At 73.0% G+C, this 26,197-nt stretch carries 16 protein-coding genes and 3 pseudogenes; 7 read left to right on the top strand and 12 right to left on the bottom strand.

The genetic code is table 11. The features are described from left to right. Nucleotides 1-191: 191 nt before the first annotated feature. The 6 genes from ACEXOX_RS43065 to ACEXOX_RS43040 form a co-directional block, all read right to left on the bottom strand. On the bottom strand, nucleotides 192-641 hold the full coding sequence (locus ACEXOX_RS43065) for a nitroreductase family deazaflavin-dependent oxidoreductase (protein WP_406526049.1): 450 nt from the start codon (nucleotides 639-641) through the stop codon (nucleotides 192-194). 150 nt (nucleotides 642-791) lie between these two features. Further along, nucleotides 792-1,667 (bottom strand): ABC transporter permease, encoded by an 876-nt coding sequence (locus ACEXOX_RS43060; RefSeq protein ID WP_406526048.1) that lies wholly within the window; start codon nucleotides 1,665-1,667, stop codon nucleotides 792-794. Beyond that, on the bottom strand, nucleotides 1,664-2,563 hold the full coding sequence (locus ACEXOX_RS43055; RefSeq protein WP_406526047.1) for an ABC transporter ATP-binding protein: 900 nt from the start codon (nucleotides 2,561-2,563) through the stop codon (nucleotides 1,664-1,666). The genes ACEXOX_RS43060 and ACEXOX_RS43055 overlap by 4 nt, the downstream gene beginning before the upstream one ends. Nucleotides 2,564-2,611: 48 nt before the next feature. Beyond that, nucleotides 2,612-2,968 (bottom strand): transcriptional regulator, encoded by a 357-nt coding sequence (locus ACEXOX_RS43050; protein ID WP_406526046.1) that lies wholly within the window; start codon nucleotides 2,966-2,968, stop codon nucleotides 2,612-2,614. Beyond that, nucleotides 2,965-3,453 carry a hypothetical protein gene (locus tag ACEXOX_RS43045; RefSeq protein ID WP_406526045.1) on the bottom strand — a complete coding sequence of 163 codons (489 nt, stop codon included), beginning with the start codon at nucleotides 3,451-3,453 and terminating at the stop codon, nucleotides 2,965-2,967. The genes ACEXOX_RS43050 and ACEXOX_RS43045 overlap by 4 nt, the downstream gene beginning before the upstream one ends. 268 nt (nucleotides 3,454-3,721) lie before the next feature. After that, nucleotides 3,722-5,164 (bottom strand): PLP-dependent aminotransferase family protein, encoded by a 1,443-nt coding sequence (locus ACEXOX_RS43040; protein ID WP_406526044.1) that lies wholly within the window; start codon nucleotides 5,162-5,164, stop codon nucleotides 3,722-3,724. 359 nt (nucleotides 5,165-5,523) lie between these two features. On the opposite strand from ACEXOX_RS43040, the gene ACEXOX_RS43035 reads away from it, so the two are divergent. Both ACEXOX_RS43035 and ACEXOX_RS43030 read left to right on the top strand, forming a co-directional pair. Continuing rightward, nucleotides 5,524-6,153 carry a YitT family protein gene (locus ACEXOX_RS43035; RefSeq protein WP_406526043.1) on the top strand — a complete coding sequence of 210 codons (630 nt, stop codon included), beginning with the start codon at nucleotides 5,524-5,526 and terminating at the stop codon, nucleotides 6,151-6,153. A gap of 113 nt (nucleotides 6,154-6,266) precedes the next feature. Further along, nucleotides 6,267-7,238, top strand: a complete 972-nt coding sequence (locus ACEXOX_RS43030) for an NADP-dependent oxidoreductase (protein ID WP_406526042.1) — start codon at nucleotides 6,267-6,269, stop codon at nucleotides 7,236-7,238. 506 nt (nucleotides 7,239-7,744) lie between these two features. On the opposite strand, the gene ACEXOX_RS43025 is transcribed toward ACEXOX_RS43030, so the two are convergent. From ACEXOX_RS43025 to ACEXOX_RS43000, 6 genes and pseudogenes are all read right to left on the bottom strand, one after another. Continuing rightward, nucleotides 7,745-8,170 (bottom strand): cold-shock protein, encoded by a 426-nt coding sequence (locus ACEXOX_RS43025; protein WP_030021573.1) that lies wholly within the window; start codon nucleotides 8,168-8,170, stop codon nucleotides 7,745-7,747. A gap of 306 nt (nucleotides 8,171-8,476) precedes the next feature. Then, a complete protein-coding gene (locus ACEXOX_RS43020) occupies nucleotides 8,477-9,850 on the bottom strand; it encodes a condensation domain-containing protein (protein WP_406526041.1) in 1,374 nt (457 codons plus the stop codon). Beyond that, nucleotides 9,847-16,623 (bottom strand): MupA/Atu3671 family FMN-dependent luciferase-like monooxygenase, encoded by a 6,777-nt coding sequence (locus ACEXOX_RS43015; protein ID WP_406526040.1) that lies wholly within the window; start codon nucleotides 16,621-16,623, stop codon nucleotides 9,847-9,849. Before ACEXOX_RS43015 ends, ACEXOX_RS43020 begins: the two co-directional genes overlap by 4 nt. Continuing rightward, a complete protein-coding gene (locus tag ACEXOX_RS43010) occupies nucleotides 16,620-18,812 on the bottom strand; it encodes an acyltransferase domain-containing protein (protein WP_406526039.1) in 2,193 nt (730 codons plus the stop codon). Before ACEXOX_RS43010 ends, ACEXOX_RS43015 begins: the two co-directional genes overlap by 4 nt. After that, entirely contained in the window at nucleotides 18,695-20,041 is a 1,347-nt protein-coding gene (locus ACEXOX_RS43005; RefSeq protein ID WP_406526038.1) for a polyketide synthase, read from the bottom strand. Before ACEXOX_RS43005 ends, ACEXOX_RS43010 begins: the two co-directional genes overlap by 118 nt. Further along, nucleotides 20,038-21,323, bottom strand: a pseudogene (locus ACEXOX_RS43000) (MFS transporter). Before ACEXOX_RS43000 ends, ACEXOX_RS43005 begins: the two are co-directional and overlap by 4 nt. A 360-nt stretch (nucleotides 21,324-21,683) precedes the next feature. On the opposite strand from ACEXOX_RS43000, the gene ACEXOX_RS42995 reads away from it, so the two are divergent. The 5 genes and pseudogenes from ACEXOX_RS42995 to ACEXOX_RS42975 all read left to right on the top strand — a co-directional run. Further along, entirely contained in the window at nucleotides 21,684-22,007 is a 324-nt protein-coding gene (locus ACEXOX_RS42995) for a helix-turn-helix transcriptional regulator (RefSeq protein WP_406526037.1), read from the top strand. Between the two features lie 496 nt (nucleotides 22,008-22,503). Next, complete coding sequence (locus ACEXOX_RS42990) at nucleotides 22,504-23,190, top strand: polyprenyl synthetase family protein (protein ID WP_406526036.1); 687 nt, start codon at nucleotides 22,504-22,506, stop codon at nucleotides 23,188-23,190. Continuing rightward, on the top strand, nucleotides 23,115-23,681 hold the full coding sequence (locus ACEXOX_RS42985) for a polyprenyl synthetase family protein (protein WP_406526035.1): 567 nt from the start codon (nucleotides 23,115-23,117) through the stop codon (nucleotides 23,679-23,681). Before ACEXOX_RS42990 ends, ACEXOX_RS42985 begins: the two co-directional genes overlap by 76 nt. Nucleotides 23,682-23,700: 19 nt before the next feature. Next, nucleotides 23,701-25,250, top strand: a pseudogene (crtI, locus tag ACEXOX_RS42980) (phytoene desaturase family protein). Continuing rightward, nucleotides 25,247-26,197, top strand: a pseudogene (locus ACEXOX_RS42975) (phytoene/squalene synthase family protein); the annotation flags it as partial. The pseudogenes crtI and ACEXOX_RS42975, both read left to right, overlap by 4 nt.

The raw sequence follows: 26,197 nt of genomic DNA, 5'->3' as shown, positions 1-26,197 counted from the left end.
CACGCACGTGTCCGGATGCCCCTCACCGGGAATCCCGACGACGGCCGCTGCCACGCACCAAGCCTGCCGCACGGCACCAGCACTCCGTGGCGGACGACGGAACGCAGACAGAGCGGCCCCTGCCGGAAGCTTTCGGCGGGGGCCGCTCCGCTGTCCGGGCGTCGGCGCCGGTCAGCCGTTACCGTGCGCCGTCAGCCGTGGCTCCGGTCCGGGGTCTCCAGGACCAGGACGGGGATTTCGCGGTCGGTCTTCTGCTGGTAGTCGGCGTAGTCGGGATACGCCTCGACCGCGCGTCCCCACCACAACGCCTTCTCCTCGCCCGTCACCTCGCGGGCCACCAGATCCATGCGTACGGGCCCGTCCTGCAACTCCACCCGGTTGTCCGCCACGATGTTGTGGTACCAGACCGGATGCTTGGGAGCACCGCCCAGCGAGGCGACGACGGCGTAGCTGCCCTCGTGCTCCACCCGCATCAGCGGGGACTTGCGGAGCTTGCCCGACTTGGCGCCCCGGGTCGTCAGGACGATGACTGGCAGGCCCCGCATCGTCGTCCCCTTGGTGCCGCCGCTGCTTTCGTACAGCTCGACCTGGTCGCGTACCCACTTCTCCGGGCTCGGCTCGTACTCGCCCTCAAGTGGCATGGCATCCGTCCCATCGTCGCATCGTCGTCCGCCCGAGCGGGCGTGGTGTCGTACGGTCCCGTCCGCGGGCGGAACCGACCTGACCCTTTCTCAACACCGGGGGTGTACGCAATCATCCCGCGGGGTGTCGTGGCCGGTGGCGGGCCGACGCTACCGCGCCGCCGGCGTTCCCGCTCCGCTCATGGCCGCCTTGTGCTGACGGCCCGCCAGGCGGGAACCGGATTCGCGTCGGGTGGTCCTGCGCACCAGCGGTACGGCGAGGAGGAAGCCGACGACGGCCCACGCGGTGAGGACCAGGGCGACCGTGGGCAGCTGCCAGGAGCCCGACACCTCGGCGGCGACCGCGCTGTCCGGCAGCAACGCCGACCGCATCCCCTGGGCCATCCACTTGAGCGGGAACACCGAGGCTATCTGCTGCACGAGCTGCGGCATCCGGGACAGCGGGAACATCGTCCCGGAGATGATGAGCAGAGCCATGGAGGGCAGCACGATCAGGGCCAGCGCCTCACGCGGGTTGGGCAGGACGGCGCCGATGGCGGCGCCGAGCGGCACGACCGCGAGCAGTCCGAGGCCGGTGACCCAGAGCAGGGTGAGCCACTGCGCCGGACTGGCCGGCAGCGGGCCGTCGGCCAGCACCGCGCCGGCCGCGAGCAGCAGGACGAGACTGCCGACGGCCGTGCCCAGGATCAGCAGCGCCTTGGCCACCAGGTACGCCGGTATGCCGCCCGGTGTGGCCCGCAGCCGCAGCAGCGCCCCCTCTTCGCGCTCCGTCACAAGCATCTGCGGGACGGTCAGCACGCCGAGCTGGAAGAGCAGATAGGCGCAGAACCCGACCATCATCAGATGGCCCATCGACAGCTCCGTGCCGGGTACGGTGCCGCTGATGGTCGTGGCAAGCACCAGGGCCACCACGACGTTCGCCAGATGGCCGCTCAGCTCCTTCTTGCTGCGCGCGAGCTGGCGCAGCTCGATGCCTCCGCGCCGGACCCCCGCCCGCAGGATGCGCTGCGGTCCCGTCCCCCTCATACGGCACTGTCCTCTCGCTCCCCGGAGCCTGCCGGGTGTCGCTTCTCGGTGTTCACCATGTGCAGGTAGGTGTCCTCCAGCGTCGGGCGGCGCACCTCCAGGTCGGTTATCGGACCGCCGATGTCGCGGTGCAGTTCCCACACCAGCTGGGAGGGGTCCTCGGTACGTTCCCTGCGCGGGGTCCCGTCCTGGGCCGTCCAGCGCACCTCGGCACGCGCGGCGGCCTGCCGGGCCAGTTCGGCCGGGGTGCCGCAGACGCGTATGCGCCCGTCGACCAGCACGGCGATACGGTCGGCGAGGCGCTCGGCCTCGGTGAGGTCGTGGGTGGTGAGCAGGACCGTGACGCCTTCGTCGGCGGCGAGCTTCTCGACCAGGACATGGAAGTCGTAGCGCGCCTCCGGGTCGAAGCCGGTGGTGGGCTCGTCGAGGAAGAGCAGCTCGGGGCGGCCGACGATGCCGAGGGCGACGTCGAGGCGGCGGCGCTGGCCGCCGGAGAGCCTGCTCACCAGCTGGTCCGTCTGCCCGGTCAGGCCGACGACCGCGAGCAGTTCCTTCGGGGGGCGCGGGTCGGGGTAGTACTCGGCGAAGTGGCCGACCAGCTCTCCCACCCGCCACCTGCCGTGGTCGCGCCAGGACTGCAGGACGAGGCCGATCCGTCCGCGCCAGGCGTCGTCGCCGCGCAGCGGGTCCGTGCCGAGCACGTGCACGTCGCCCGACGAGCGCCGGCGGAAACCTTCGAGTATTTCGACGGTGGTGGTCTTCCCGGCGCCGTTCGGCCCGAGCAGGGCGAAGATCTCGCCGCGGTGGATGTCCAGGTCGACGCCTTGCAGCACTTCCCTGGAGCCGTAGGACATGCGCAGGTCGCGGACCTGCACCACGGGCTCGGGCCCAGTCATCGGCGGGCCTCCGTTCGCATCGGCCGGGTGCTCGCCGGGCCCGTACCGTCAGTGTGGGCGCGGGGCGTGGCGGCTTCGGGCGGGGGCGTCCCTCCCCGGGGGCGGGCCCTTGGCGGCCCCTTCGACGATCGCCCGCAGCGCTGCCACGTGCCCTTCGAAAGCGGTCCGGCCCTGGTCGGTGAGCCGGACCTTCGTCCGGCGCTTGCGCCCGCCGCCCTCTTTCTGGATCTCCAGATACCGGGCTTCCTCCAGCGTGTGGAGCTGTTTGGAGAGCGCCGAGTCGCTGAGCGAGAGGCTGTCCCGGATGAACGGGAAGTCCGCCCATTCGGTGGCGGCGAGCAGCGCGACCACCGACAGCCGGGTGGACGGGTGGATCAGTTCGTCGAATCCGCTGGGGGTACTCATCGACGTCTCCCGTGGTGACGCATCGGGGCGAAGGCCCATCGGTTGGCGGGCGCGGTGACGAGCAGGAAGAGGCCGGCGCATATCGTGGCCTGCACCAGGCTGCCGTACGGCACTTCCGCCCACTCGACCAGCCAGGAGCTGAGCCCGATGCTCGCTCCGCCCAGGGCGGCGGCCACTACGAACACGGCGTACACACGCCAGGTGTAGCGCGAACGGTGCAGCCGCACCCGCGACTTGCGGCTCGACCGCACCCCCATGGCGGCCAGTACGCCCACATAGGCCACCAGGGTCACCCAGAGCGACCATTTGGGGAGGTCGAGCCCGCTGACGGCCAGGTAGAGCCACATCACCGCCGCGATCGGCAAGTACCCCCGACGCCCTGTCACCGTGCAGCGTTCCAACTCGTCGTAGACCCGCTCCTGCGGGACACGGATTCTCTGCAGATCCGCCCATGCCTGCTCGGCGTCCATCATCGGTGCGCCCACGCGCATCGCCCCCTAAGACCTCGGCGTGCCGAATCTCCGGCGGCCGAGCCCGGCCGCCGACTTTCCCACCAGGAAAGCTAGCGCAGACTTTCCCAGCAGGCAAGTCAAAACGGCGATGATGTCGGCGGACGAGCCGTGCGGCAAGGACCGTCGGCGACGACGGAGTTCACCCGGACTGCTCTTCGAGCGCTGGGGAAGAAGGCGCCACCCCGTGAGCGTGGAAGCCGATGGTGACCGAGCGGCCGGACGCCTCGCCCGACGATGCGGCTCAGGCGATCCAGTGCGGTCGGCAGGTGGCCGCCGAGGGCGGGAGGCCGTCCGCGAGTGCCGCGGCCATCCGGTGCGCCGCGTCACGGAGGGTTTCGGGAGGCGCGGTGTAAGGGATGCGGAGGCGCTGCGCGAAGACACCCGGGTCGGTGGCGAAGTAGGCGCCGCCCTCGATCCGTACCCCGTAGTCCAGTGCCCGTTCGGCCAGCTCCGCGGCGAGAGGTTCGCCCATGTCGGCCCACAGGGACAGGCCGCCGGGCGGCTGTTGCCAGGTCCAGTGCGGAAGGTGCTCGGCCAGGGCGGCGGTGAGGGCGGCGCGCTGGGTACGCAGCTGTTCCAGGCGCGTGGGCAGCAGCTCCGCCGACCGGTCCAGCAGGTCCAGGGCCACAAGTTGGTCCAGCACCGAGCCGCCCATGTCGGTGGCGACCCGCTGGCCGGCGAGTTCGGTGACGAGCTGCGCGGGGGCGCGCAGCCAGCCGATGCGCAGGCCTGCCCAGTGGGTCTTGCTCATCGAGCCGATGGTGATGAGCCGGCCGCTTTCACCCGGAGCGGCGAAGGAGGCGAAGGGCTGGGGTGCGGGGACGTCGAGGACGAGGTCGGTCAGGGTCTCGTCGACGACCAGCCAGGTCGCGGAGCGCCGCGCGGACCGCAGGATGCGGGCGCGCTGCTCCGCGGGCATGAGACAGCCGGTCGGGTTGTGGAAGTCGGGGATCAGATAGGCCAGCCGGTGCACGGACCGGCGCAGGGACGACGCGACGGTCTCGGTGTCCCAGCCGGTGTCGGTCACGGGGACCGGCACGGTACGCAACCGGGCGCGCCGCATGGCCTCCAGGGCGTTCGGGTAGGACGGGTTCTCGGCCAGGACCCGGTCGCCGGGGCGGCACAGCAGACCGAGGACGAGCGTGAGCGCGTGCTGGGCGCCGGAGGTGACCAGGATCTGGTCGGGCACGGTGGCCAGGCCCCGCCGGGTGAAGCGTTCGGCGACGGCGGCGCGCAGTTCCGGCAGGCCGTAGGGGTGGTAGCCAGGCGTGCCGACGTGTTCGGCCAGCTGGGGGGACACCCTGGCGAGGGCGTCGGCGAGGGTCCCGTGCGGCAGGGTGGGGGCGGCCCTGGCCAGGTCGATCGTGGTGTCCCGGGCGCCGAGGAGCCGTGTCACGCCGCGGGGTGTACGGCCTGCGGGCAGGGCCGTCCAGGTGCCGGAGCCCTGGCGGCTGTGCGCGAAAGCGCTCTCGCGCAGCAGGTCGTAGACGGCCGTGACGGTGGCCCGGCTGACGCCGAGGGCGGTGGCGAGTTCGCGTTCTGCGGGGAGCCTGACGTGCAGCGCGATACGCCCGTCCAGGATCAGCTCACTGATCGCCTGCGCCAGGTGGCGATAGGCGGGCCGTGCTCGCGTGGGGTCGGGCAGCAGCGCGGCCAGTTGCGTGCTCCCCAGAGTGCGGCCCACGAGCCCTGTCCCGTTCAGGGGCTGGGACGGCCCGGTTTCCGCCATGCCTTCCCTCTCGTCTCCCCCGCTCCTCGCGGCACCCGGCCCACCGCTCCGCTCAGCCAGACCATTTCCCCGGCAATGGCCATGTTCTGCCAGCCGATCACTGTACAGAGTCGCCCCGGTGGCCTGGAAAGCACTCGGGCCAGCACACGACGAGAAGGTGGAGGCGGCCGGGCATGCGGCTTGAGCAGACGGAATCGGTGGGCGCGGCGGGAGAGGTGCGGACTGGGCGGCATCGGCCCGGGAAAGGGCGGCCGACGCGCTCGCCCCTCGGGCCCCGGGCGAGGTCGAGCAGGCCCCCGCACTCCCTCACGTACGTGCCGTTCGGCGAACGTCCACTGAGGCGCCTGCCCCAGCTTTTCACCGGCCTGGCCCTGTACGGCTTCAGCCTGTCGGTCCTGCTCAGAGCATCGCTGGGCGTCAATCCGTGGAGCGTCCTGTACGAGGGGGTGGCGTGCCACACGTCGCTGAGCTTCGGCACGATCAGCGCCGTCGTGGGCGTACTCGTACTGCTGCTGTGGATCCCGCTGAGACAGCGGCCGACGTTCGGCACCGGGGCCAACATCGTCGTCCTGGCCTGCTCGTCCGACCTCGGGCTGCACCTCCTCCCCCAGCATCTGGAGCTTCCCGCACGCATCGGACTGCTCGCGGGCGGCATCCTCCTGAACGGCCTGTCCGTGGCCCTCTACGTAGGCGCGCGGTTCGGTCCCGGCCCCCGGGACGGCCTGATGACCGGCATGGCGGCCGCGACCGGGCGCTCCCTCCGCTCCGTCCGTACGCTGATCGAGGTCGCCGTACTGGCCGTGGGCTGGCTGCTGGGCGGCGGCGTGGGGGCCGGCACCGTGCTGTACGCCCTCGCGGTCGGGCCGGTCACGCAGTTCTTCGTCCCGCGGTTCGCCTACCGGAGCGCGGCCGAACGGGCCGAGGGGGCCGGAGAGCGGACGTGAGGATCACGGAGGTGTGCGGGCGCCCGTTCGCGGCTACTCCGGTACGTTCCGTACGGCGATGATCAACCGACCCGGCCGGCCGTGCGGTCCGGCCCGCTCCCAGGAGACACGGCATGAGCAGCGAACCGACCATGCGCATCATCACTCAGGACACCGTCGGCGGTCCCGAGGTGCTGTACCTGACCGAGGCGCCCCGGCCGGCGCCGCTGCCCACCGAGGTACTCGTACGGGTGCGCTCCGCCGGGGTGAACCCGGTCGACTGGAAGACCCGCCAGGGCGGCGGTATGGCCGGGGTCCTCGGGGATCCGCCGTTCTCGGTGGGCTGGGACGTCAGCGGGGTCGTGGAGGAGGTCGGCTTTGGCGTGCACACGCTCAAGGTGGGCGACGAGGTGTATGGGATGCCGTGGTTCCCGCGGCAGGCCGGGGCGTACGGCGAGTACGTGACCGCGCCCTCCCGGCACTTCGCCCGCAAGCCGGCCGCGCTCGACCACGACCACGCGGCCGCCGTGCCGCTGGCCGCGCTGACCGCCTGGCAGTGCCTGGTGGACGCGGCGCACGTGGAGGCGGGCGGGCGGGTGCTGATCCACGCGGCGGCGGGCGGTGTCGGCCACTTCGCGGTGCAGTTCGCCAAGCACCTGGGCGCGCACGTCATCGGTACGGCCCGGGCGGCCAAGCACGACTGGCTGCACTCGCTCGGCGCGGACGAGCTGGTCGACTACACCCAGGAGCGCTTCGAGGAGGCGGTGCGTGACGTGGACGTCGTCATCGACCTCGTGGGGGACGAGCACGACGCGACCAGCACCCGTTCGCTGCGTACGCTGCGGCCCGGCGGCACGCTGATCGCGGTTCCCTCCGGGGCCTCGCCCGACCTGATGGAGGCCGCCCGTGCCCGGGGAGTACGGGCGAGCGGCTTCCTGGTGGAGCCGGACGGGGCGGCGCTCGCGCGTATCGGTGGCCTCGTCGACGAGGGGGCGGTGTCGGTGGAGGTCGAGGACGTACTGCCGCTGGCCGAGGCCGCCGAGGCGCACCGCCGGGGCGAGGAGGGCCGCACGCGCGGGAAGCTGGTGTTGCGCGTGGCGTCCTGATGCCACCCCGGCGGGGGCTCAGGCGCCCATGCCCACCGCGCCCCGGGCTCAGGCCTCCAATGCCCCCACGACTTCCGCCGCACCGTTGACCGGCATTCCGGAGCTGGGTTCCGCACGAACTCCCTGGCTGCCGTAATGCGGATATGCGACGGTGTCCGGGGAATTCCGTGGCACATCGCTGTTGGGTGCCGGCTGCCAGGTGCCGGGGCCATCGGTACTGCGACGAGGTGCGGGCAATTCTCCGTGGCGTCTTCGTGGCGGCGGAGGCGGCGGGATACGACGCGCCGCCCTCCGTCCGTCATGGTGATGGCGGACCGCCGTCGGCGCGGCATACGACTGCATGTATACCGGCGATGTTCACCTCACCGGCTCGCCACCGTGCGGTGTCTGCCGTGCGTGTCTATTGTCCGGTGCCTGCCGTGCGGACGGAACGGATCCGACGGTTCACGACGGGTGCGGTCCGGCGATCCGGCGGACCGGCAGCCCGGTGCTTTGCCGGGAGCGTTCTACGCGTCGACCCATTCGTGGGACTGCGCCTGCTTCAGAAGACGCTGCCGGGCCTGGAGGATCTGCTCGCCCGTCATGCTCGGCACGCCGGTCACCAGCAGTTCGGTCACCTCGTCGAGGAACTCCTGGGCGGAGAGGGTGTCGCACAGGACGCCGTCCTCGAAATTCCCGTCGTGCGCGGCGCTCTGCGCGCGGTGCGCACCGCCGGAGCGGCCGGGGGCGCCTTCCAGGAAACGCACTTCGGAGGCCTTGGGGCCCCGGTCGCCCTCGTCCACCAGGAATTCGACCTTGACGCCGGGGGCCATCAGCCCCTTGTCGAATTCCAGGTCGTTCACATGCACGAAGACGTCTTCTCCGCCGTCGTCCGGCACGACGAACCCGTAGCCGCGCACCTCGTCGAACCGAATGACCTTGCCAGAAACCATCACTGTGCCCCAGACCCCAATTCCACAACTGCCCGCAAATTCCGCACCCCGTCGCCGTCGTCCCGGCGGCGCCCCGTTCCCGCCGGCTGGGCCGGCAGAGGTTATCGCCGAAGGCGGAGACGATTCGGTGGATGTCCCGCCCATACTATTGCCGAGCGGCGGCGGATCGTCCAGCCCGGTGCCCGCCCCCCGCGCGGCACCGGCGTACGCGGGCGGCCGTCGGGGCGGCACCGGACGGGCCGGCACGGTACCGGCTCGTCGGTACGGCACCGCCCCGACGGAACGGTGCCGTACCGACGCGACGGGTCAGTCCTCCAGCGCGGCCCGCACCTCCTCGGCGAGCAGGGTCACGTAAGCGTCGGCCCAGCCCTCGACCGTGGGCTGCTCCCACAGATCGGTCGAGTACTCCATGTACCCGGTCAGCGTGTCGCCCGCCGGAATCAGCCCGACGCTGAGGTCCGTACGGGCGGCCGGGACGGCCAGGTCCTCGACCACGGCGGCCACACCGGGCAGCTCGATGTCCGTCTGCAGCGAACTCTGGTACGCGAACCCGAACGGCACGTGGTCCGGCACCTCGACCCCCATCTCCTCACGCAGCGGCTCGACGAGCCTGCGCAGCGACATGATGTGGTCGATGCCCTCGATCGAGGTGTGCGCGACCTGCCGCACGAGGTCGGTGAAGGTGCCGTCCCCGTCGAGCCGGATACGCAGCGGGAGACCCACGGCCGTGCAGGCCATCAGCGACTCGAAGGCACGGCGCTCACGGTTGGCGTAGGCGACATTCGCGACGACGTCCGTCCGCCCGGAGAGCGTGCCGATCAGCTGCCCCAGGGCGGCGGTCGTGACCGCGTACGGTGTCGTGCCGCACTTCCTGGCCAGCCGTTCCACGTCGGCCAGCAGATCGGTGTCCACGGAGAAGAGTACGACGCGGCCCTGTCCGCTGAGGGTTTCCGGGCGCGGCCGGTCCAGCGGCAGCCCCAGCTCGAAGGGTGCCCCGTCCAGTTCCCTGGCCCAGTACTTCAGGACGCGCTGGTCGGGCCGTTCCGGTGCGGTCTCCCGCTGCCAGCGGGCGTACTCGGTCGGCTGCGGCACCGTACTGGCCAGCGTGTGCGGCGTCCCGGTCGCCGCGGCGCCGTAGAGGGCGGCGAAGTCGCTCAGCAGGACGCTGACCGCCCAGCCGTCGCAGGTGGAGTGGTGCAGCACGAAGAACAGCACCCAGGTCGACGGGCCGCTGCGCACCAGCCGGAGCTTGGGTGCCACCCCCTCGCCGAAGTCGAACCGGGTGGCGGCGACCTGTGCGCTGATCTGCTCGATCTCGGCGTCCATGGTCCCGGCGGAGCCCGCCGTTCCGGCTCCGGTGCCCCGGCCGGCGGTCAGGTCCTCGACCTGGAGGTCGACCGGCCGCGGCCGCAGGATCTCCTGCCACCACTGCCCGTCCTCCTGCACGAACCGGGTACGCAGCGACTCGTGGCGGGCGATGAGCTGACTGAGCGCGGTACGCAGCGCCGGCAGGTCCAGGCCGCCGGTGAGCGTGATGCGCAGGGCGACGTTGAACACGTGCGGCGTGGGGTGGTGGTCCTGGGCGATGAAGCCCTGCTGCTGGTAGGTGGCCGGCGCCCGGTCCACCACGTCCGTGGCGCCGTCCGGTTCCCCGTCCGTTCCGCTATCGGTGCCGGTCACGGCCCTCCCCGGTCCCCGGCACCGACTCCGGCACCGGCGCGGGTCTCGGCGCCCGAACGGGTGTCCTCGGAGCGCCCGGCCCCGGCGCCCTCGGCGGACCCGTCGGTTCCGGTGTCGCCGGCCAGGTACGCCGCCATGGCCCGTACCGTCGGCTCCTGGTAGAAGCGCACCATCGGGTACTCCTGGCCGAACACCTCCCGGGCCCGGTTCACCAGCCGGATCGCGGCGATCGAGTGACCGCCGAGGTCGAAGAAGGAGGCGTCGGGCCCGATGGCGTCGGCCGAGAGGTCGAAGGCGTCGGCCCACAGGGCCCGGAGACGGTGTTCGATCCGGTCCCGGAGGCCGGGTTCGGGCCCGTCAGCGGAGGCGATGGCAGCAGCGGCAGCGGCGGGTGCCGTCCGCCGGGCGTCCTGCCCCGGTTTCGCCGAAGCGGGCGCGGCAGCGGGCGCCGGCCGCGCCGATGTGACGATCTCCGGGTCCGGCAGCGCGGCGCGGTCCAGCTTTCCGTTGCCCCCGAGCGGCAGTGCGGTGAGGACCGCCCAGGACCGCGGTACGAGGTACTCCGGCAGCCGGGCCGCGAGGTCGCGGGCCAGCCGGTCGGCGTACGTCCGGCGGCCGGCCGCGGTGGCGGTGGCGTCCGCGTCCCGGTCCGCCGGTACGGCGTAGGCGGCGAGGTAAGCCTCGCCGCGGCTGTCGCGGCGGGCCACCACGACAGCCTCGCGCACGCCGTCCAGGGCGTTGAGCGCGCGGGCCGCCTCCTCCGGTTCGACGCGGTAGCCGCGAACCTTCACCTGGTCGTCGGCGCGGCCGCGGAACTCCAGCGCCCCGTCCTCGGTCCACCGCACCAGGTCACCGGTGCGGTAGAAGCGGTGTCCGGCCGGCCGAGCACCGTCGCCGGACGCCCCGGACGGCTCAGCCGTGGCCGCACCCGTACCGGACTCCGCGCCGAGCGGATCCGGGCCGAAACGGTCGTCGGCCGACACGGGAACGCCCAGGTAGCCCCGGGCGATGCCCGGCCCGCCGACGTACAGCTCGCCCACCGTGCCGAGCGGCACCGGCGCGCCGGACGCGTCGAGGACCCGCAGGCTGACGTTGTCGGCGGGGCGGCCGATCGGGATCGGCCCCGGGCCGGTGTCGGGCGTGCGCGGGCCGACGGTCTCGATGGTGCACAGCACGGTCGTCTCGGTCGGTCCGTAGACGTTGACCGTCTCATACGCCACGTCCGGGTGCGGCCGTGTGCGCATCACGTCACCGCCCAGCAGCAGGTGGCGCAGCGGCGGTTGTTCGGCGGGCGGCAGGGTGAGCAGTGCTTCGCCCAGGGCGGTGGGCAGGATCGAGAAGGTCACGTGCTGCTGGGCGTACCAGCGGGCCAGTTCCGCAGTGTCCGCACGGACCGTGTCGTCGGCGATGACGAGTGACGCTCCGGCGGTCAGTGCCGGCCAGATTTCCAGGACGGACGCGTCGAAGCTCTGGCTGCACACCAGCGCGCTGCGGTCGGCCGAGGTGAAGGCGAAGCGCTTGTGATGCCACTGGCAGAGGTCGACGACCGCGCGGTGGGGCACCGCGACGCCCTTGGGCTTGCCCGTGCTGCCGGAGGTGTAGATGACGTAGCACAGGGACTCGGGTCCGGCGGCGTCCGACGGCGCCTTCTTCTTCGGGCGGTCGGTGGCACCGTCCCCGGCGGCGGTGACGTCGATGACGGTCAGGCCGTCGGGGAGGTCGAGTTCGTCGGCCCCGGAGCCGGTGCTCAGCAGGACACGGGCGCCGCTTTCCGCGATCACCGTGGCGGCCCGGGCCCGTCCCAGCGACGGGTCCAGGGGGACGTACGCCAGGCCGGACTTGAGCACCGCGAGCATGGCGACGACGAGGTCGGCGGAGCGGGGCAGCCACAAGGCCACCACGTCGTCCGCGCCGTCCGCGGTCGCTGCCGCCGCGGTGCCGGACCGTTCGCGGACGACGGCGGCCAGCCGTTCGGCCCGCGTGTCCAGTTCGCGGTAGCTGAGGCGGTCGTCACCGTGCTGGACGGCGGTCCGGTACGGGGCGTCCGCCGCGCGCCGGGCGACGAGTTCGTGGACGGTGGCGCGCGCCACCGGGCGGACCGGGCCCTGTTGCCATGTGGCGGGCACCGGCTGCGCTGCCGGTTCCACCGGCGGGACGGCGACCATGCCCCGCTGCCTTGCGGCGGTTGCCGTCGCGGGCCGCTCGGGCGCGGGCGTCACGGCCTGCGCGGTCTTCTGCCGCACCGGCGTGGCGCCGAGGCGGGACAGCGGTGTCCCCGGCTCCCGTACGGCCGCTTCGAGCAGGTCACGGAAGGTACGGAAGAAGCCGTCCACGGTGTCCGCGTCGAACAGGTCGGTGTTGTACTCCAGGTGGCAGCGGATGCCTTCGGGCTGGTCGGTGAAGTACACGGCGAGGTCCGTGAGGGCCTTGTCGGGCCCCGCGTCGATCACGGTGGCCCGGACGCCGGGCAGGTCGAAGCGGAACGGGTCGCTGCTCTCGAACTCCGCGAGCACCTGGAAGACCGGCGTACGGTCGGTGGTGCGCGCCGGAGCCAGCTCCCGCACCACCGTCTCGAAGGGCACGTCCGCGTGGTCGTACGCGTCCAGGGCGACGCCCCGTACGCGGTCGAGGAACGCGCCGAACTCCGGGTCGCCGGACAGGTCGAAGCGGAGCGCGAGGGTGTTGACGAAGAAGCCGAGCAGGTCCTCGGTGCCTTGGGGGCGGTCCGAGATCGGGGTGCCGACGACGATGTCGCGCTGGCCCGTGACCCGGTGGAGCATCGCGGTGAAGCCGGCGAGCAGCGTCATGAAGAGGGTGCCGCGCCTCTGCCTGCTCAGGTCGCGCAGCCGGTCGGACAGTTCGGGGTCGATCCGGTGGAAGACGGCCCGCCCGTTGGAGGTCATGGCCGCGGGGCGGGGGCGGTCGCAGGGCAGTTCCAGTACGGGGAGTTCGCCGCCGAGCGTGTCGAGCCAGTACGTCAGGTCCGCGGCGCGCGCCGGATCGTCCAGCGTACGCAGCTGGGCGCGGGCATGATCGGCGTACGTGCCGGACAGCGCGGGGAGTCCGGCGTCGGAGCCGTGGTGGGCGGCCCGGTAGAGCGCTGACAGGTCGCGGGCCAGGACGGTGGCGGAGGCGGCGTCCACGACGATGTGGTGCAGGGAGAAGACCAGGACGTGGCGCTCCTCCCCCAGCTTCACCAGCCGGGTGACGAACAGCGGCCCGTCCACGAGGTCGAAGCGCCGCGCGCTCTCCTCCGCCAGGACGGCACGGAGCGCGGCGTCCGCGGCCTCCTCGCCGTCGGTGCCCGCGTCCGTGCGGTCGAGCACCGCGAAATCGGGTGCGGACGGCGGCCGGACGAGTTGGCAGGGCTCGTCGTCGATCTCCCGGAAGACGGTCCGCAGCCCCTCGTGCCGCGCCACCAGGTCACGCAGCGCCGTCCGCAGCGCCGGTACGTCGAGCGGGCCGTCGAGGCGGATGGCCTTGGTCTCGTTGTAGGCGGTACGGCCCGGCAGCATCCGTTCGAGGAACCAGATGCGCTGCTGCCCGGGTGAGAGCGGGGCGACGTTCTCGTACGGGTGCGGCGCGGACGTAGGCGCGTCCGCGCTCGCCCCCGCGCTCGTGCCCGTATCCGCGCCCGCGTGCACGCCTGCCTGCGCATCCGTGTGCGCGCCCGTACTCGCGCCCGGCGCGTGGTAGCGGCGGCGCAGCGTGTCGATGTGGGTGAGGCCGGTGCGCAGCGCGCCCGGCTGGACGCCGAAGTCGACGAGCGAGACGATCTCGTCGGCCCCCGCCGCGCTCACCGCGTCCACCACGGACGCGACGGTGTCCGGCGTACCGATGAGGGCCCGCTGGTCGCAGTAGCGGTCGTAGGCCCGGCGGAAGAGCACGTCGAGGTCGTCTTCGGTGAGCGCGGACAGGTCGACGTTGTGGCCGAGGCTGTTGGCGACGTTGCCGAACAGGGAGAGCGAGGCGCGCATGTAGCGCGCCAGGGGCTCGTACGCCTCGGCGCGCGCGGTGCGGTGGTCGGCCGCCAGGTAGGTGTGCAGCAGGACGGCCACCCGTCCGGCGTCCGGGTCCAGGCCGTGCTCGGCGCGGGTGCGGCGGTACAGCGCGATGTTCTCGGCGAGCTGTTCGACGCTCTGGGTCATCAGGTTGGTGACCACGCCGACGTCGTTGCGGGCGGCGGCCACGTACGAGGCGGGATTGCCGACCACCGCCGTGTACATGGGCGGCGCGTCCTGGACGGGGCGCGGGAAGAGGCGTACCTCGGTCTCGCCGTCGCCGCCGGTGCGCCGCACAGCTTCACCGCGCCAGAGCCGGCGGACCTGCTCCACCTGCTCGTACATCATCTCCTTGTGACGGCCGAAGCGGTCGGGGAAGAAGACGAAGTCGTTGGCGTGCCAGCCGCTGGCGCAGCCGATGCCGACCCGGCCGCCGGAGAGGTTGTCGGCCATCGACCACTCCTCCGCGACCCGGACCGGGTCGTGCAGGGGCAGGACGACCGAGCCCGCGTTGAGGCGGACGTGCCGGGTCTCGCGGGCGAGGGCGGCGGCGAGCACGACGGGGTTGGGGAACAGGCCGCCGAAGGAGTGGAAGTGCCGTTCGGGCATCCAGAGCGCGTGGAATCCGTGCTGGTCGGCGAAGCGGGCGGTCTCCAGGATGTGGTCGTACTTGCCCTGCGCGGCGGCCGGGGAACCCACGCCGGCCCCGGATTCGGCCCCGGCCCCGGCTTCAGTCCCGGCTTCGGCTCCAGCTTCGTCCTGGGGATAGTCGCCGAAGAAGTAGATGCTGAAGTCGGGAGCGCGGCGTGCGGCCACGGTCGTGCTGCTGGGCCCGGTCCTCGGCACCGAAGTCTGCACGACCTCCGGGTCCTGCGCGCCTGCCGGAGCCTGCGCGACCTCTGGAAGCCGCACGATCCCCGGCCCCTGAGTGGCCGCCGGCCCTTGCGTCGCCACGGAAATCTGCGCTTGCGTCGGAGCCTGCGCCTTAGCGGCCGACGTGCGCGGCACTGCGGGAGCCTGCGTCGCCACCGGAGCCTGCGCGCCGGCCGTCGGCAGCGTTTTCGGTCCGCCGGTCGGTCCGCCGGGGAAGAAGCCTGCCGCGCGCAGGTCCCGCAGCGATCCGCGGACCGCGTCGGCGATGAACTCGATGTCGCCGTCCGAGTGGGCGGTCGACAGGAAGAAGTTGCGCCATTCCCAGACGTGCACCCCGCGCAACATGAGGTGGTGGTACAGCAGTTCCATGTCCGCGCGGTGCTCGAAGCGGAACTGGGAGCCGAAGCGGCTCACGCTCAGCGGGAATCCCTCGTCATCGAAGAAACGATTCAGCGAGTCCGCGAGTTCAGCGGTACGGGCGTTCAGCCGCTCCTGGAGCCGGGGGCTGTGCTCCTTCAGGTGCGTCAGCACGGCCCGCGCGGCGACCATCGAGACCGGATGCTGGATGTAGGTGCCGCCGAAGAAGGTGGTGTCGGCGGGCGGGTAACTGGCGTCCCCGTACTGCCAGAAGCCGCCGTCCACGCCGTCCATGATGTCCGCGCGGCCGGCGATGGCACCGATCGGGAAGCCGCCGCCGAGCAGCTTGCCGTACGTCGCGAGGTCGGGGGTGACGCCGTAGAGCTCCTGGGCGCCGCGCGGCGCCGGGCGGAAGCCCGTCAGCATCTCGTCGAACATGAGCACGATGCCGTGGCGGCGGGTCAGCTCCCGCAGCTGCCGTACGAAGCCGACGGGCCGCAGCGACGGGTGGCGGCTCTGTACGGGTTCGATGATGACCGCGGCGATGTCGTCCGCGTGCTCGGCGATGACCTCCAGGCTCGCGTCGCTGCCGTAGTCGAGGACCAGCAGGTCGGCGACGCTGGCGGACGGGATGCCGGTGGAGACCGGGACGGTGATCCGGTCGGCGCCGGTGCCGGCGGAGCGGCCCAGGACGTTGTCGGCGTGGCCGTGGTAGGCGCCGTGGAAGGTGACGATGCGGCGGCGGCCGGTGGCGGCGCGGGCGAGCCGGATCGCGGCGGAGTTCGCCTCGGTGCCGGAGTTGGCGAACGCCACGCGTTCCATACCGGTCAGTTCCGCCAGCAGCTCGGCGGCCTCGCCGGTCTCGACGTTGCGCGGGCCGAGCTGGATGCCCCGGGAGAGGTGTTCGCGGACGGCCTCGCTCACGAAGTCCGGTTCGTGGCCGAAGAGCAGCACGCCGAAGCCCATGGTGATGTCGACATAGCGATTGCCGTCGATGTCTTCCAGCCGGGAGCCGTGTGCCCGGCGTCCGGCGATCGGGTACAGCATCTCCTTGGTCTTGCTGCGGAACCCGACGACGGCCCGGCTGTCGGCCAGCACACGGCGGTAACGCTGGGCGATCTCCTTGGACGTGGCGGTCTTGGCCGTGTAACGGCGTACCAGGTCGTCGAGGTGGGCCTGCTGCGTCTCGGAGGCGGAGCCGCCGACCATGCCGGAGGCGCGGGAGACGGTCACCCGGGGGCCGTGCACGCGTTGCCGCCGCTCGGCGGACGGCTCCTGCGCGGTGCCGTTCGGGGACGGGGCGACAGCGGCAGCCTGATCGCCAGGCGCCGGCTGGTCCGCGACACCGGTCGTCGGCTGCCCCGTGGCCTCGGCCGGAGCCACGGTCCCGGCCTCGGCCGTTCCCCCGACCCCAGTCCCGTCCGTTCCCCCGACCCCGCCCCCGGCCGCGGCCTCGATCCGCTCCGCGATGCGCCGGGAGAGGTCGGACATCGCGGCCAGGTCCTGGTCCACCGCAGCGGCGGCTGCGCTCAGCCCGGTCATTTCCCGCCCGCCTTCCCGTTGGCCACCACGCCGCCGGTCAGGGCGCTCGTCGCCTGCGCGGTCAGCAGCTGGGACAGCTGGTTGATCTGGGACATCATCTGCAGCTGGAGCTGCGACAGCTGCTGCACCTGGCGGACGAGGTCGGTCAGTTCGGCGCGCGTCACGGGCTGCGCCGAGCCGTTCGCCTCGGCGGGCGCGGGCGTGGGCGCGGGCGCGCGGACCGGCTCAGGCATGCCGATGGGCTCCGGCATGGCGATGGGTTCGGGCATGGCGAAGGGCTCCGGCGCACGCACGGGCTCGGCGGCAGCCGGCTCGTACCGTACGGGCTCCGCCGCCACCGGCGCGGGCCGCGCGGCGGCACCGTCCGCGGCACCACGCGCCGTACCAGCCTCCGTACCAGCCGCGGTACCACCCGTCGCACCGCCCGGCATCCGCCCCACGATCAGCTCCGTGAGCTGCCCCGGAGTGCTCGCCTCCTCGAACAGCTCCCGCATCGCGACCTTGACCTGGTGGTCCTGCTCCAGCTCGCGCAGCACGCTGATCATCTGCAGCGAGTCCGCACCGAGGTCGAAGAAGGATGTGTCGCCGGTGATCGCGTCGGCGTCGTGCCCGAGGTGCTTGGCGACCAACTCGATGACGTGCCCGAGCACCCTCTCGAACACTGCCTCGTCCTGTGCCACGTCTTCCTCTTCTCTCGCTGGTTCTCTCGCTGGTTCGCCGGTCCGGACGGCCCGGACGGCTGTCGGCGCCGGTCCGGTCCAGAACGACTTGTGCTGGAAGCGGTAACCGGGCATCCAGGTCCTGCGGCCTCCGCTGCCGGCGGTCAGCGCCGGCCAGTCGAGGTCCGCGCCCGCGCAGTGGAGCTGGGCCACCGCGCCCCAGAAGGCGCCGGGTCCGGCGCCACGGCGCAGCGTCGGTACCGCCCGCACGCCGGGGAGCGCGGCACGGGCCAGTCCGCTGAGTGTGGTGTGCGGGCCGATCTCGACCAGCGCGGCGGAGCCGGTTTCGCCGAGCGTGCGCAGTACGGCGTCGTAGCGGACCGGCCGGCGTGTCTGCCGTACGAAGTAGTCGGCGTCCGGCGTCCAGCCCGGCTCGTGCGGGCGCCCGTCGAGGCAACTGACGAAGCCGGTCGTGACCGGGCGGAAGGTGACGCCGTCGAGCAGGTCCCGGAACTTGTCCAGGATCGGGTCGGTGAGCGCGGTGTGGAAGGCGCGTGTCACCGGCAGCCGTTCCCCGGGGATGCCGCGCTCCTCCAGCCGGGTCAGCAGCCGGTCGACGGCGGTGACGGGGCCGGCGAGCACGTGCCGCTGCGCCCCGTTGACGACGGCCAGTTCGAGGCCGGGGACCTCGGCGGCCAGGTTCTGGACGGTGTCCAGGTCCGCCGAGACGGCGGCCATGGCGCCGCGCGCGCAGTGGTCCTGCATCAGGCGCCCGCGCTCCGCGGTGATGCGCAGGCCGTCTTCGACGGACAGCGCGCCCGCCGCGCAGAGGGCGGCGTACTCGCCGACGCTGTGCCCGGCAACGATGTCCGGCGTGATGCCGACGTGTCGCCACAGTCCGGCGAGGGCGTACTGCAGGGCGAAGAGGGCCGGCTGGGCAGTCCGGGTGTTCTCCGTGGTGGCGCGGTCCGCGCCGGGGTCGAGCAGGACGTCGAGCAGGGAGCTGCCGTAAAGCTCCTGGTGATGGCGGTCGCAGGTGTGGAGCAGGTCGCGGACCACGGCGAAGCGCTCATACAGAGGTTGTGCCATGCCGGGATAAGGGCTGCCCTGTCCCGTGAACTGGAAGACGATGCCCGGCCGTCCCTCCCGGGGTGCCTCGCCGGTCGTCACGGCGGCGGCTGCGGCGGGGCCGCCGGCGCCCGCGAGCCAGCCGTCCAGGGCCGCGGCGAGCTCCGCCGGGTTCGTGCCTCGGGCCGCCAGGCGGTGCCGGTGGTGGGCCCGGCCCGCCGCGGTGGTCACCAGGTCGGCGAGATCCGCCTTGGGATGCCGGGTCAAGTGGTCACGTACGGCGGTGGCGTTGGCCGTGAGGGCCTCGGCGGACTGGCCGGACAGGACCAGGACGTCCGGTGCGGTCACGGTGGCGGCGCGAGGCGCGGGTTCGGGGGCCTGTTCCACGATGATGTGGGCGTTGGTGCCGCCGACGCCCAGGGACGAGACGCCCGCGCGGCGCGGGGTGTCCCCTTGGGCCACGGGCGCGCCTCTTCGGGTATGTAGAAGGGGCTGCGTTCGAGGTCGAGGGCGGGGTTCGGCTCGCCGAAGTTGGCCATCGGCGGGATGACGCCGTGTTTGAGGACGAGCAGGGCCTTGATGAAGCTGGCGATGCCCGAGCACACGTCGAGGTGGCCGATGTTGGCCTTGGTCGAGCCCAGCGCGCAGTACCCGGTCCGGTCGGTGTCGGTGCGGTACGCGGAGACGGCGCCGTCGAACTCGATCGGGTCACCCTTCAGCGTGCCCGTACCGTGGGTCTCCAGGTAGCCGACGGTGTCCGCGCCGATGCCGGCGTGGTCCAGCGCGCGGCGGATGGCGCCGCGCTGGCCGGCCGCGCTCGGGGCGGTGTACGTCTGCTTGTCCGCGCCGTCGTTGTTGACGCCCCAGCCGCGTATGACGCCGTGGACGGTGTCGCCGTCGGCGAGGGCCCGGTCCAGGCGCTTGAGGACGACGGCGGCGACGCCGGTTCCGCCCACCGTGCCGTCCGCCCGGGCGTCGAAGGCGCGCAGGTAGCCGCTCTTGGAGAGGATGGAGCCCTTGACGTACTGGTAGCCCAGTACCTGCGGCACATGCACGGCCGTGGCGCCGGCCAGCGCGATGTCGCTGTCGCCGACCAGTACCGACTGCGCGGCGAGCTGCACGGCGACCAGGGAGCTGGAGCAGGCGGTCTGGACGCTGATGGCCGGGCCGGTCAGGTTGAGGCGGAAGGAGGCGCGGGTGGCGGTGAAGTCGGCGTAGTTGCCGACCAGGACCTGCATCCTGGAGAGCCAGTCGTCGCCGATCGGCCCCTTCAGGACGTTGTTCAGCAGGTAGTTCTCCAGGGTGTAGAGGTGGTAGCCGGTGCTGGCGAAGACACCGGTGCGCAGCCCGCCCCGTTCCCGCGGATATCCCGAGTCCTCCAGGGCGTGGTAGGCGCATTCCAGGAACATCCGGTGCTGCGGATCGGTGAGCTGCGCCTCCCGGACGCTCATGCCGAAGAACCCGGCGTCGAACCGGTCGATGCCGGACAGGATGCCGCTGGCGCCGACGAAGTCGTCCGCCCGGTACTTCTCGGCGGGGACGCCGGCCGCGGCCAGTTCCTCCTCGGTGAAGCGCCGTACGCAGTCCCGGCCGTCCCGGACGACCTGCCAGAACTCCTCGGGGGTGTCCGCTCCGGGGAAGCGGAAGGCCATGCCGATGACCGCGACGCGCGAGTCGGCCGGTACGTTCATGAGGTGCCGCCCTCCGCGGCGGAGGAGACCTCCCGGCCGGACGCCGGGCCGCCGCTCTCCCGGGCCGGTGGTTCGTTCGGGAACAGGGAGCGTCCCCTGGCCAGCACGACGAGCAGGGCGACGCACAGCACGATGGCCAGGCCCTGGAACCCGGTGACCACTTGCAGGGGCGAGTAGCGCTCCAGCAGTGCCGCGCTGACGATCATGCCGAGGCCGAAGCCGCTGTTCTCGGCCGAGGCGGAGAGGCCGAAGAGGCGTCCGCGCTGCTCGTCCGGGGCGGCCTGCAGCCGGGAGACGTACGCGATCTCCGTGAACCCGTCGGCCATGCCGGCGATGAGCGCGGCGATGGCGGCCGGGACGGCCGGCAGGCCGCTGAAGACCACGATGAACGCCGCCGACATCACGATGGAGCCGATCGCGAAGGCGCGCTCCCCGGTGACCACCCGGTCTTGCTGGTACGCCGTGAGCACACCTGCTGCGCCACGATGTTGCCGATCGCCCAGGTCGCCCAGAACTGGCTGATGAAGGTGGCCGGATGTGAAGGGTCCAGGGCACTGGAGTAGATGGGCAACGCGACGTTGTGCGAGGACGAGCCGAGGCCGTCGGCCGCGCGGACCGCGACCATGACCGCCAGCAGCGGTGCCGCCTTCAGCAGCGCGAAGGAGGCCCAGCGGCCGGTGCCCGCGTCGTCCGCCGTCGCGCCGTCGGCCGTGCTCTTCGCGGCAGTGGACCGGGTGCGGATGGGCAGCAGGAACAGGACCGTCGCGGAGACCGTGAAGGTGAGGGCGTCCAGCACGAAGGCGGTGGTGTAGCCGAACTCCGCGACGACCACGCCCGCCGAGGCGAAACCGGCGATCATGGCCAGTGAACGCCCGGTGACCAGCAAGCCGTTGGCCCTGGTCCGCAGGTCGGCGCCGACGATCTCCGGGACGCTGCTGCGCAGCGCCACCTGGGAGAGGGTCGAGCAGGCGCCGGTCACCACGGCGAGCGCGAAGAGCAGGGTGACGCGGGCGCCGCCGGGCGCCAGGAGCAGCAGCGCCAGGGCGACCGCCTGGGTGAGGTCCGCGCACACCATCAACCGTTTTCGGTCGTGACGCGAGACCAGCCGGCCGCTGACGAATCCCGACAGTACGCTGGTGATCAAACGTACGGCCATGAACAGGCCCGCGGTCAGCGCGCTGCCCGTGACCTGGTAGACGAAGACGTTCAGCGCCACCATGTTCAGGTAACTGCCGTACGCCGATACGGCGTTGCCGACGACGAGCAGCCGGAAGTGCCCCACTTTCCTGTTCCCCCTCAACGCCCCGTGCCGGCCTGGTCCACCACACCGACGGCGGAGGACGTAAGTACGCACTTACGGTCACCCGGTTCGCGGTACGCCTGGAGACGCATCATCCGGTGACTTGACCCGCGCTCGGCCGCGCGTGTAGAGGCAGGACGGGGACGGCCGCGGCCTTCTTGCGTTTTGCCGCGTCCGTGGTTAGATCAAGCCGCATGTCACGGGGGATGTGCTGCCCCCGCGGCACCGTCGGCAGTTCCGCTCCGTACCCGCGGGAGGGCGCACCATGTCCGGTCCCGCTCGGGCCGTCCTTCCGGCGTTGAGCCGACGAGCACCGCGCAGCGCGGCGGCCGTACCACGGCCTTGCCCCGCTCCATCCGCTCCGCCCGCGCCGCCGGACCGATCGTCCTGACACCGCGGGCCGCCGGATCTTCCCTGCTCCACCATCACCCCCTTGGAGGAAGAGATGTCGGACCACAGCGCGCCCACCATGCCGCCGCTGCTGTCCCCCGGGAGCGAGAGGTACTGTCGCACATCGCGGACGGCCTGACGTACGACCAGACGGCCAGGCGGCTGGGCATCAGTGTCCATACGGTCAGCACCTACTTGCGCCGTATACGGGCGAAGCACCCGGCTCCGACCCTCGCCCATCTCGTACGTCTCCAGTTGGCGCAGAACAGCGGCTGACGGCCCGCGGTCCGGGGCGGGTCCGCTGCGGCGCTCCCGTGTTGGCTGAATCTCACCCATTCAATGGCCGGTATCCGGACAACATCACGGAAACGCCGACCCTCCGAACCGGCGGGCGGACGACGGGCGCCACCGGGTTGCGCGGGACGGCGGCGGGTACCCGCCGCCGGACGTCGCAGCCGAGCGAGGGGCGCCCGTTGGCCATGAGTTGCTCATCACCGGCACGGCCGGACGGAGAAAGGGGAGCCGGCGTGCGCGCGCCGGCGGCCACGGCCCGCCCCGGACCGCCGCCGTGCCCCACGGCGGCCACCGGCGTCCCCCGAAGGGACCAGGCCCGGACGTGGCGCCCCGACGGCACGCGGGTCCCGTGGTGAACTGCGGGCACGGGCGCCGGCGGCACCGGACACGCGCCCGGGCCGTCCGGCGACGCGTCCGAGGGGTGGCCGCGGTCCATGTCGGTCAGCGCCCACCGGCCGGCTCTACGGAAGGACGGGTGATGCGCCGTATCCGGGCAGCGGACGACCAGGGCGCGGACCGGGCCCGGGCGGTGGACGCGGACGTCGCGGGCGCCGTCGAGCGGGTGCTGGACGAGGTGCTCGGCGCGCGGCTCGCGGAGGCCGCGACGGCCGACGCCCTGTTCCGCCGTGACATCGCCGAACGTGTCGCACGTTTCACGCTGGGCGGCGGCAAGCGGCTGCGCGGCCGGTTCGTGTGGTGGGGACTGCGGGTCTGCGGTGGCGGCGGTGAGACGGCGGGGGCCGCGCTGCGGCTGGCCGCCGCGCTCGAACTCGTCCAGACCTGCGCGCTGGTGCACGACGACGTGATGGACGGCGCCGAGCTGCGCAGGGGCAGGCCCGCTCTGCACGCCGAGATGCGGGGGCAGTACGCCCAGCAGCCCGGGAACGGCCGCTCCGCCCGGTCGGCCGAGGCGTTCGGCCGGTCCGCGGCGGTGCTGGCCGGCGACCTCGCGCTGGCCTGGGCCGACGACACCGTCATGGACACCGGCTTCCCCGCGACCGCGCGGTCCGCGGTGCACGCCCTGTGGCGGACCATGCGGACCGAGATGGTCGCCGGCCAGTACCTCGACCTGCACAGCCAGGTCACCGCGTGCCGCTCCCCGCCCGCGCGGTCCGCACCGCCCGCCTCAAGAGCGCGCGCTATTCGGTCGAGCGGCCGCTGCTGATGGGCGCCACGCTGGCCGGCGCCGACGACCGGACCGCGGGTGCGCTGCGCTCGGCGGGCCGCTGCGCCGGGCTCGCCTTCCAGCTCCACGACGACCTGCTGGGGGTGTTCGGTGACCCCGAGGAGACCGGAAAACCGTCCGGTGACGACCTTCGCGAGGGCAAGTTGACGTACCTCACCACGGTCGCCCGCGCCCGTGCGGAAGCCGCCGGTGACGACGGGGCCCTCGGCGTCCTCGACGCGGCGCTGGGCGACCCGGACCTCTCCGCCGCCGCCGTGGACCGCGTACGGGAGGTGTTCGTCTCGACCGGGGCCCGCGCCGCACTGGAGGACAAGGTCGAGGTGCTCGCCGACCGGAGCGTGGCGCACCTGTCCGACATGCGCACCGCCGATCCGGCCGCCCTCCGCCAGCTGCACGCGCTGCTCCGTGCCACGGCCGGCGCCCGCCCGCATTCCCCGCCGGGCGGCTGTCCCCGCCGGTGCCCGGCGTGACGGCCCGCGCAGGTGAACGGTGAAGTCCGTACCCGGCCGTACCGACCATGTTGTCGTCATCGGCGCCGGGCTGTCCGGGCTCTCCGCCGCGCTGCATCTGCTCGGCGCCGGGCGGCGGGTGACCGTGGTCGAGCGCGGACTCCGGCCCGGCGGCCGGTGCGGCCGTCTGGAACGCGGCGGCTATCTGATCGACACCGGGCCGACCGTGCTGACCATGCCGGACCTGGCCGAGGAGGCGTTCGCCGCGGTCGGCGCCTCGATGGCCGGGCGGCTGGACCTGGTGCCCCTGCACCCCGCCTACCGGGCGCGGTTCGCCGACGGCAGCACGCTGGACGTGCACACCGGGACGGAGGCGATGGAGGCCGAGATCGAACGGTTCGCCGGGGCCCGGGAGGCCGCGGGCTACCGGCGGCTGCGCTCCTGGCTGAGCCGGCTGTACACGGTCCAGATGCGGCGCTTCATCGACGCCAACTTCGACTCGCCGCTGGACCTGCTCCACCCCGACCTCGCCCGTCTCGCGGCGCTCGGCGGCTTCGGCCGGCTCGACGCCCGTATCGGCCGGTTCCTGGCCGACGAGCGGGTGCGCCGTGTCTTCTCCTTCCAGTCGCTGTACGCGGGCGTGCCGCCGGCCCGCGCGCTCGCCGCGTACGCCGTCATCGCCTACATGGACACGGTGGCCGGTGTGTACTTCCCGCGCGGCGGGATGCACGCGCTGCCCCGCGCCATGGCGGACGCCGCGGTCGAGGCGGGCGGGGAGTTCCGGTACGGGCACGAGGTACGCGCGCTGGAACGTTCCGGCGGCCGGGTCACCGCCGTCGTCACCGATGCCGGGCGCGTCCCGTGCGACGCGGTGGTGCTCACCGCCGACCTGCCCGAGGCGTACCGTCTGCTCGGCCGCGCCCCGCGGCGCCCGGTGCCGCTGCGCCGCTCCCCTCGGCCGTCGTCCTGCACGCGGGCACGTCCGCTACCTGGCCGGAACCGGGTCACCACACCATCTCGTTCGGCGCCGCCTGGCGCGGTACCTTCCACGAACTCACCCGTGCCGGCACGCTGATGAGCGATCCCTCGCTGCTGCTGACCCGGCCGACCGCCACCGACCCGTCGCTCGCCCCGCCGGGCCGTCACCTGCACTACGTCCTCGCGCCCTGTCCCAACACCGACATCGGGCCCGGCGTGCACGCCTGGCGCGACCTCGGCCCCCGCTACCGCACCGCGCTCCTCACCGAACTGGACCGGCGCGGCTTCACCGGCCTGGACGCGGCGGCCGAGGAGGAGTGCCTGGTCACCCCGGCGGACTGGAGCCGTCAGGGGCACGGCGCCGGCACCCCGTTCTCCGCCGCCCACACCTTCGCGCAGACCGGGCCGTTCCGCCCGCGCAACCTGGTGCGCGGCACCGAGAACGCCGTGCTCGCCGGGTGCGGCACCACGCCGGGGGTGGGGGTGCCCACCGTGCTGATCTCGGGGAAGCTGGCCGCGGCGCGGGTGACCGGCGGTGGGTCCGCGCGGTCCGCCAGGGTGACCGACCTGGGCGCGCGGCGCCCCGCCCGTCCCCGGGGCGGCAGCGCGTGACCGCCCGGGAACTGGACGCCGCGGGCGTCACCGAGCCCGCGCTGCGCGCTGCCTACAGCCACTGCCGCCGGCTCAACGCCCGGCACGGGAAAACGTATTTCCTGGCCACCCGGCTGCTCCCGGTGGCGCGCCGTCCCGCCGTTCACGCCCTGTACGGATTCGCCCGCTGGGCGGACGACATCGTCGACAGCCTGGACGTCGGCGCCACGCCCCAGGAGCGCGCGGCAGCTCTGCGCGCCCTGGAGGCGCAGCTGCACGCGGGCCTCACCCAGGGCGGCGGGGACGAGCCGGTGGTACGGGCGCTGGCGCACACCAGCGCCGTCTACGGCATCGACCCGGCGTACTTCACCGCCTTCATGGCCTCCATGCGCGCCGACCTGGAGGTCACCGACTACCCGACCTACGACGACCTGCGCCGGTACATGTACGGCTCGGCCGAGGTGATCGGCCTCCAGATGCTGCCGGTCCTCGGCACGGTCACGCCCCGCGAGGAGGCCGCGCCGCACGCCGCCGCCCTCGGAGCGGCCTTCCAGCTCACCAACTTCCTGCGGGACGTGGGCGAGGACCTGGACCGGGGCCGGGTCTACCTCCCCGCCGACCTGCTGGCCGCGCACGGCGTGGACCGGGAACTGCTGAAGTGGAGCAGGCTGACGGGCGCCGAGGACACCCGGATCACCGCCGCGCTACGGGCCGCCGCCGACCTCACCCGCGGCGTCTACCGGCGGGCCGCGCCCGGCGTCGCCATGCTCGATCCGGCGTCCCGGCCGTGCATCCGTACCGCCTTCATCCTCTACCGCGGCATCCTGGACGCCGTGGAAGCCGACGGCTACGCGGTCCTGCACCGCCGCGCCGTCGTCTCACGCCCGGTCCGCGCGACCGTGGCCCTGGACGGGCTGGTACGGGTGACGGCGGCCCGCACGGCAGAACGCACCGCGCCACGCCCGGGA

It is taken from the genome of Streptomyces sp. Ac-502, from assembly GCF_045222935.1.
GTDB classification, from domain to species: Bacteria; Actinomycetota; Actinomycetes; order Streptomycetales; family Streptomycetaceae; genus Streptomyces; species Streptomyces monomycini.
Note: the sequence above shows the minus strand (reverse complement) of the source record. Positions and strands in the feature narration are given on the sequence as shown.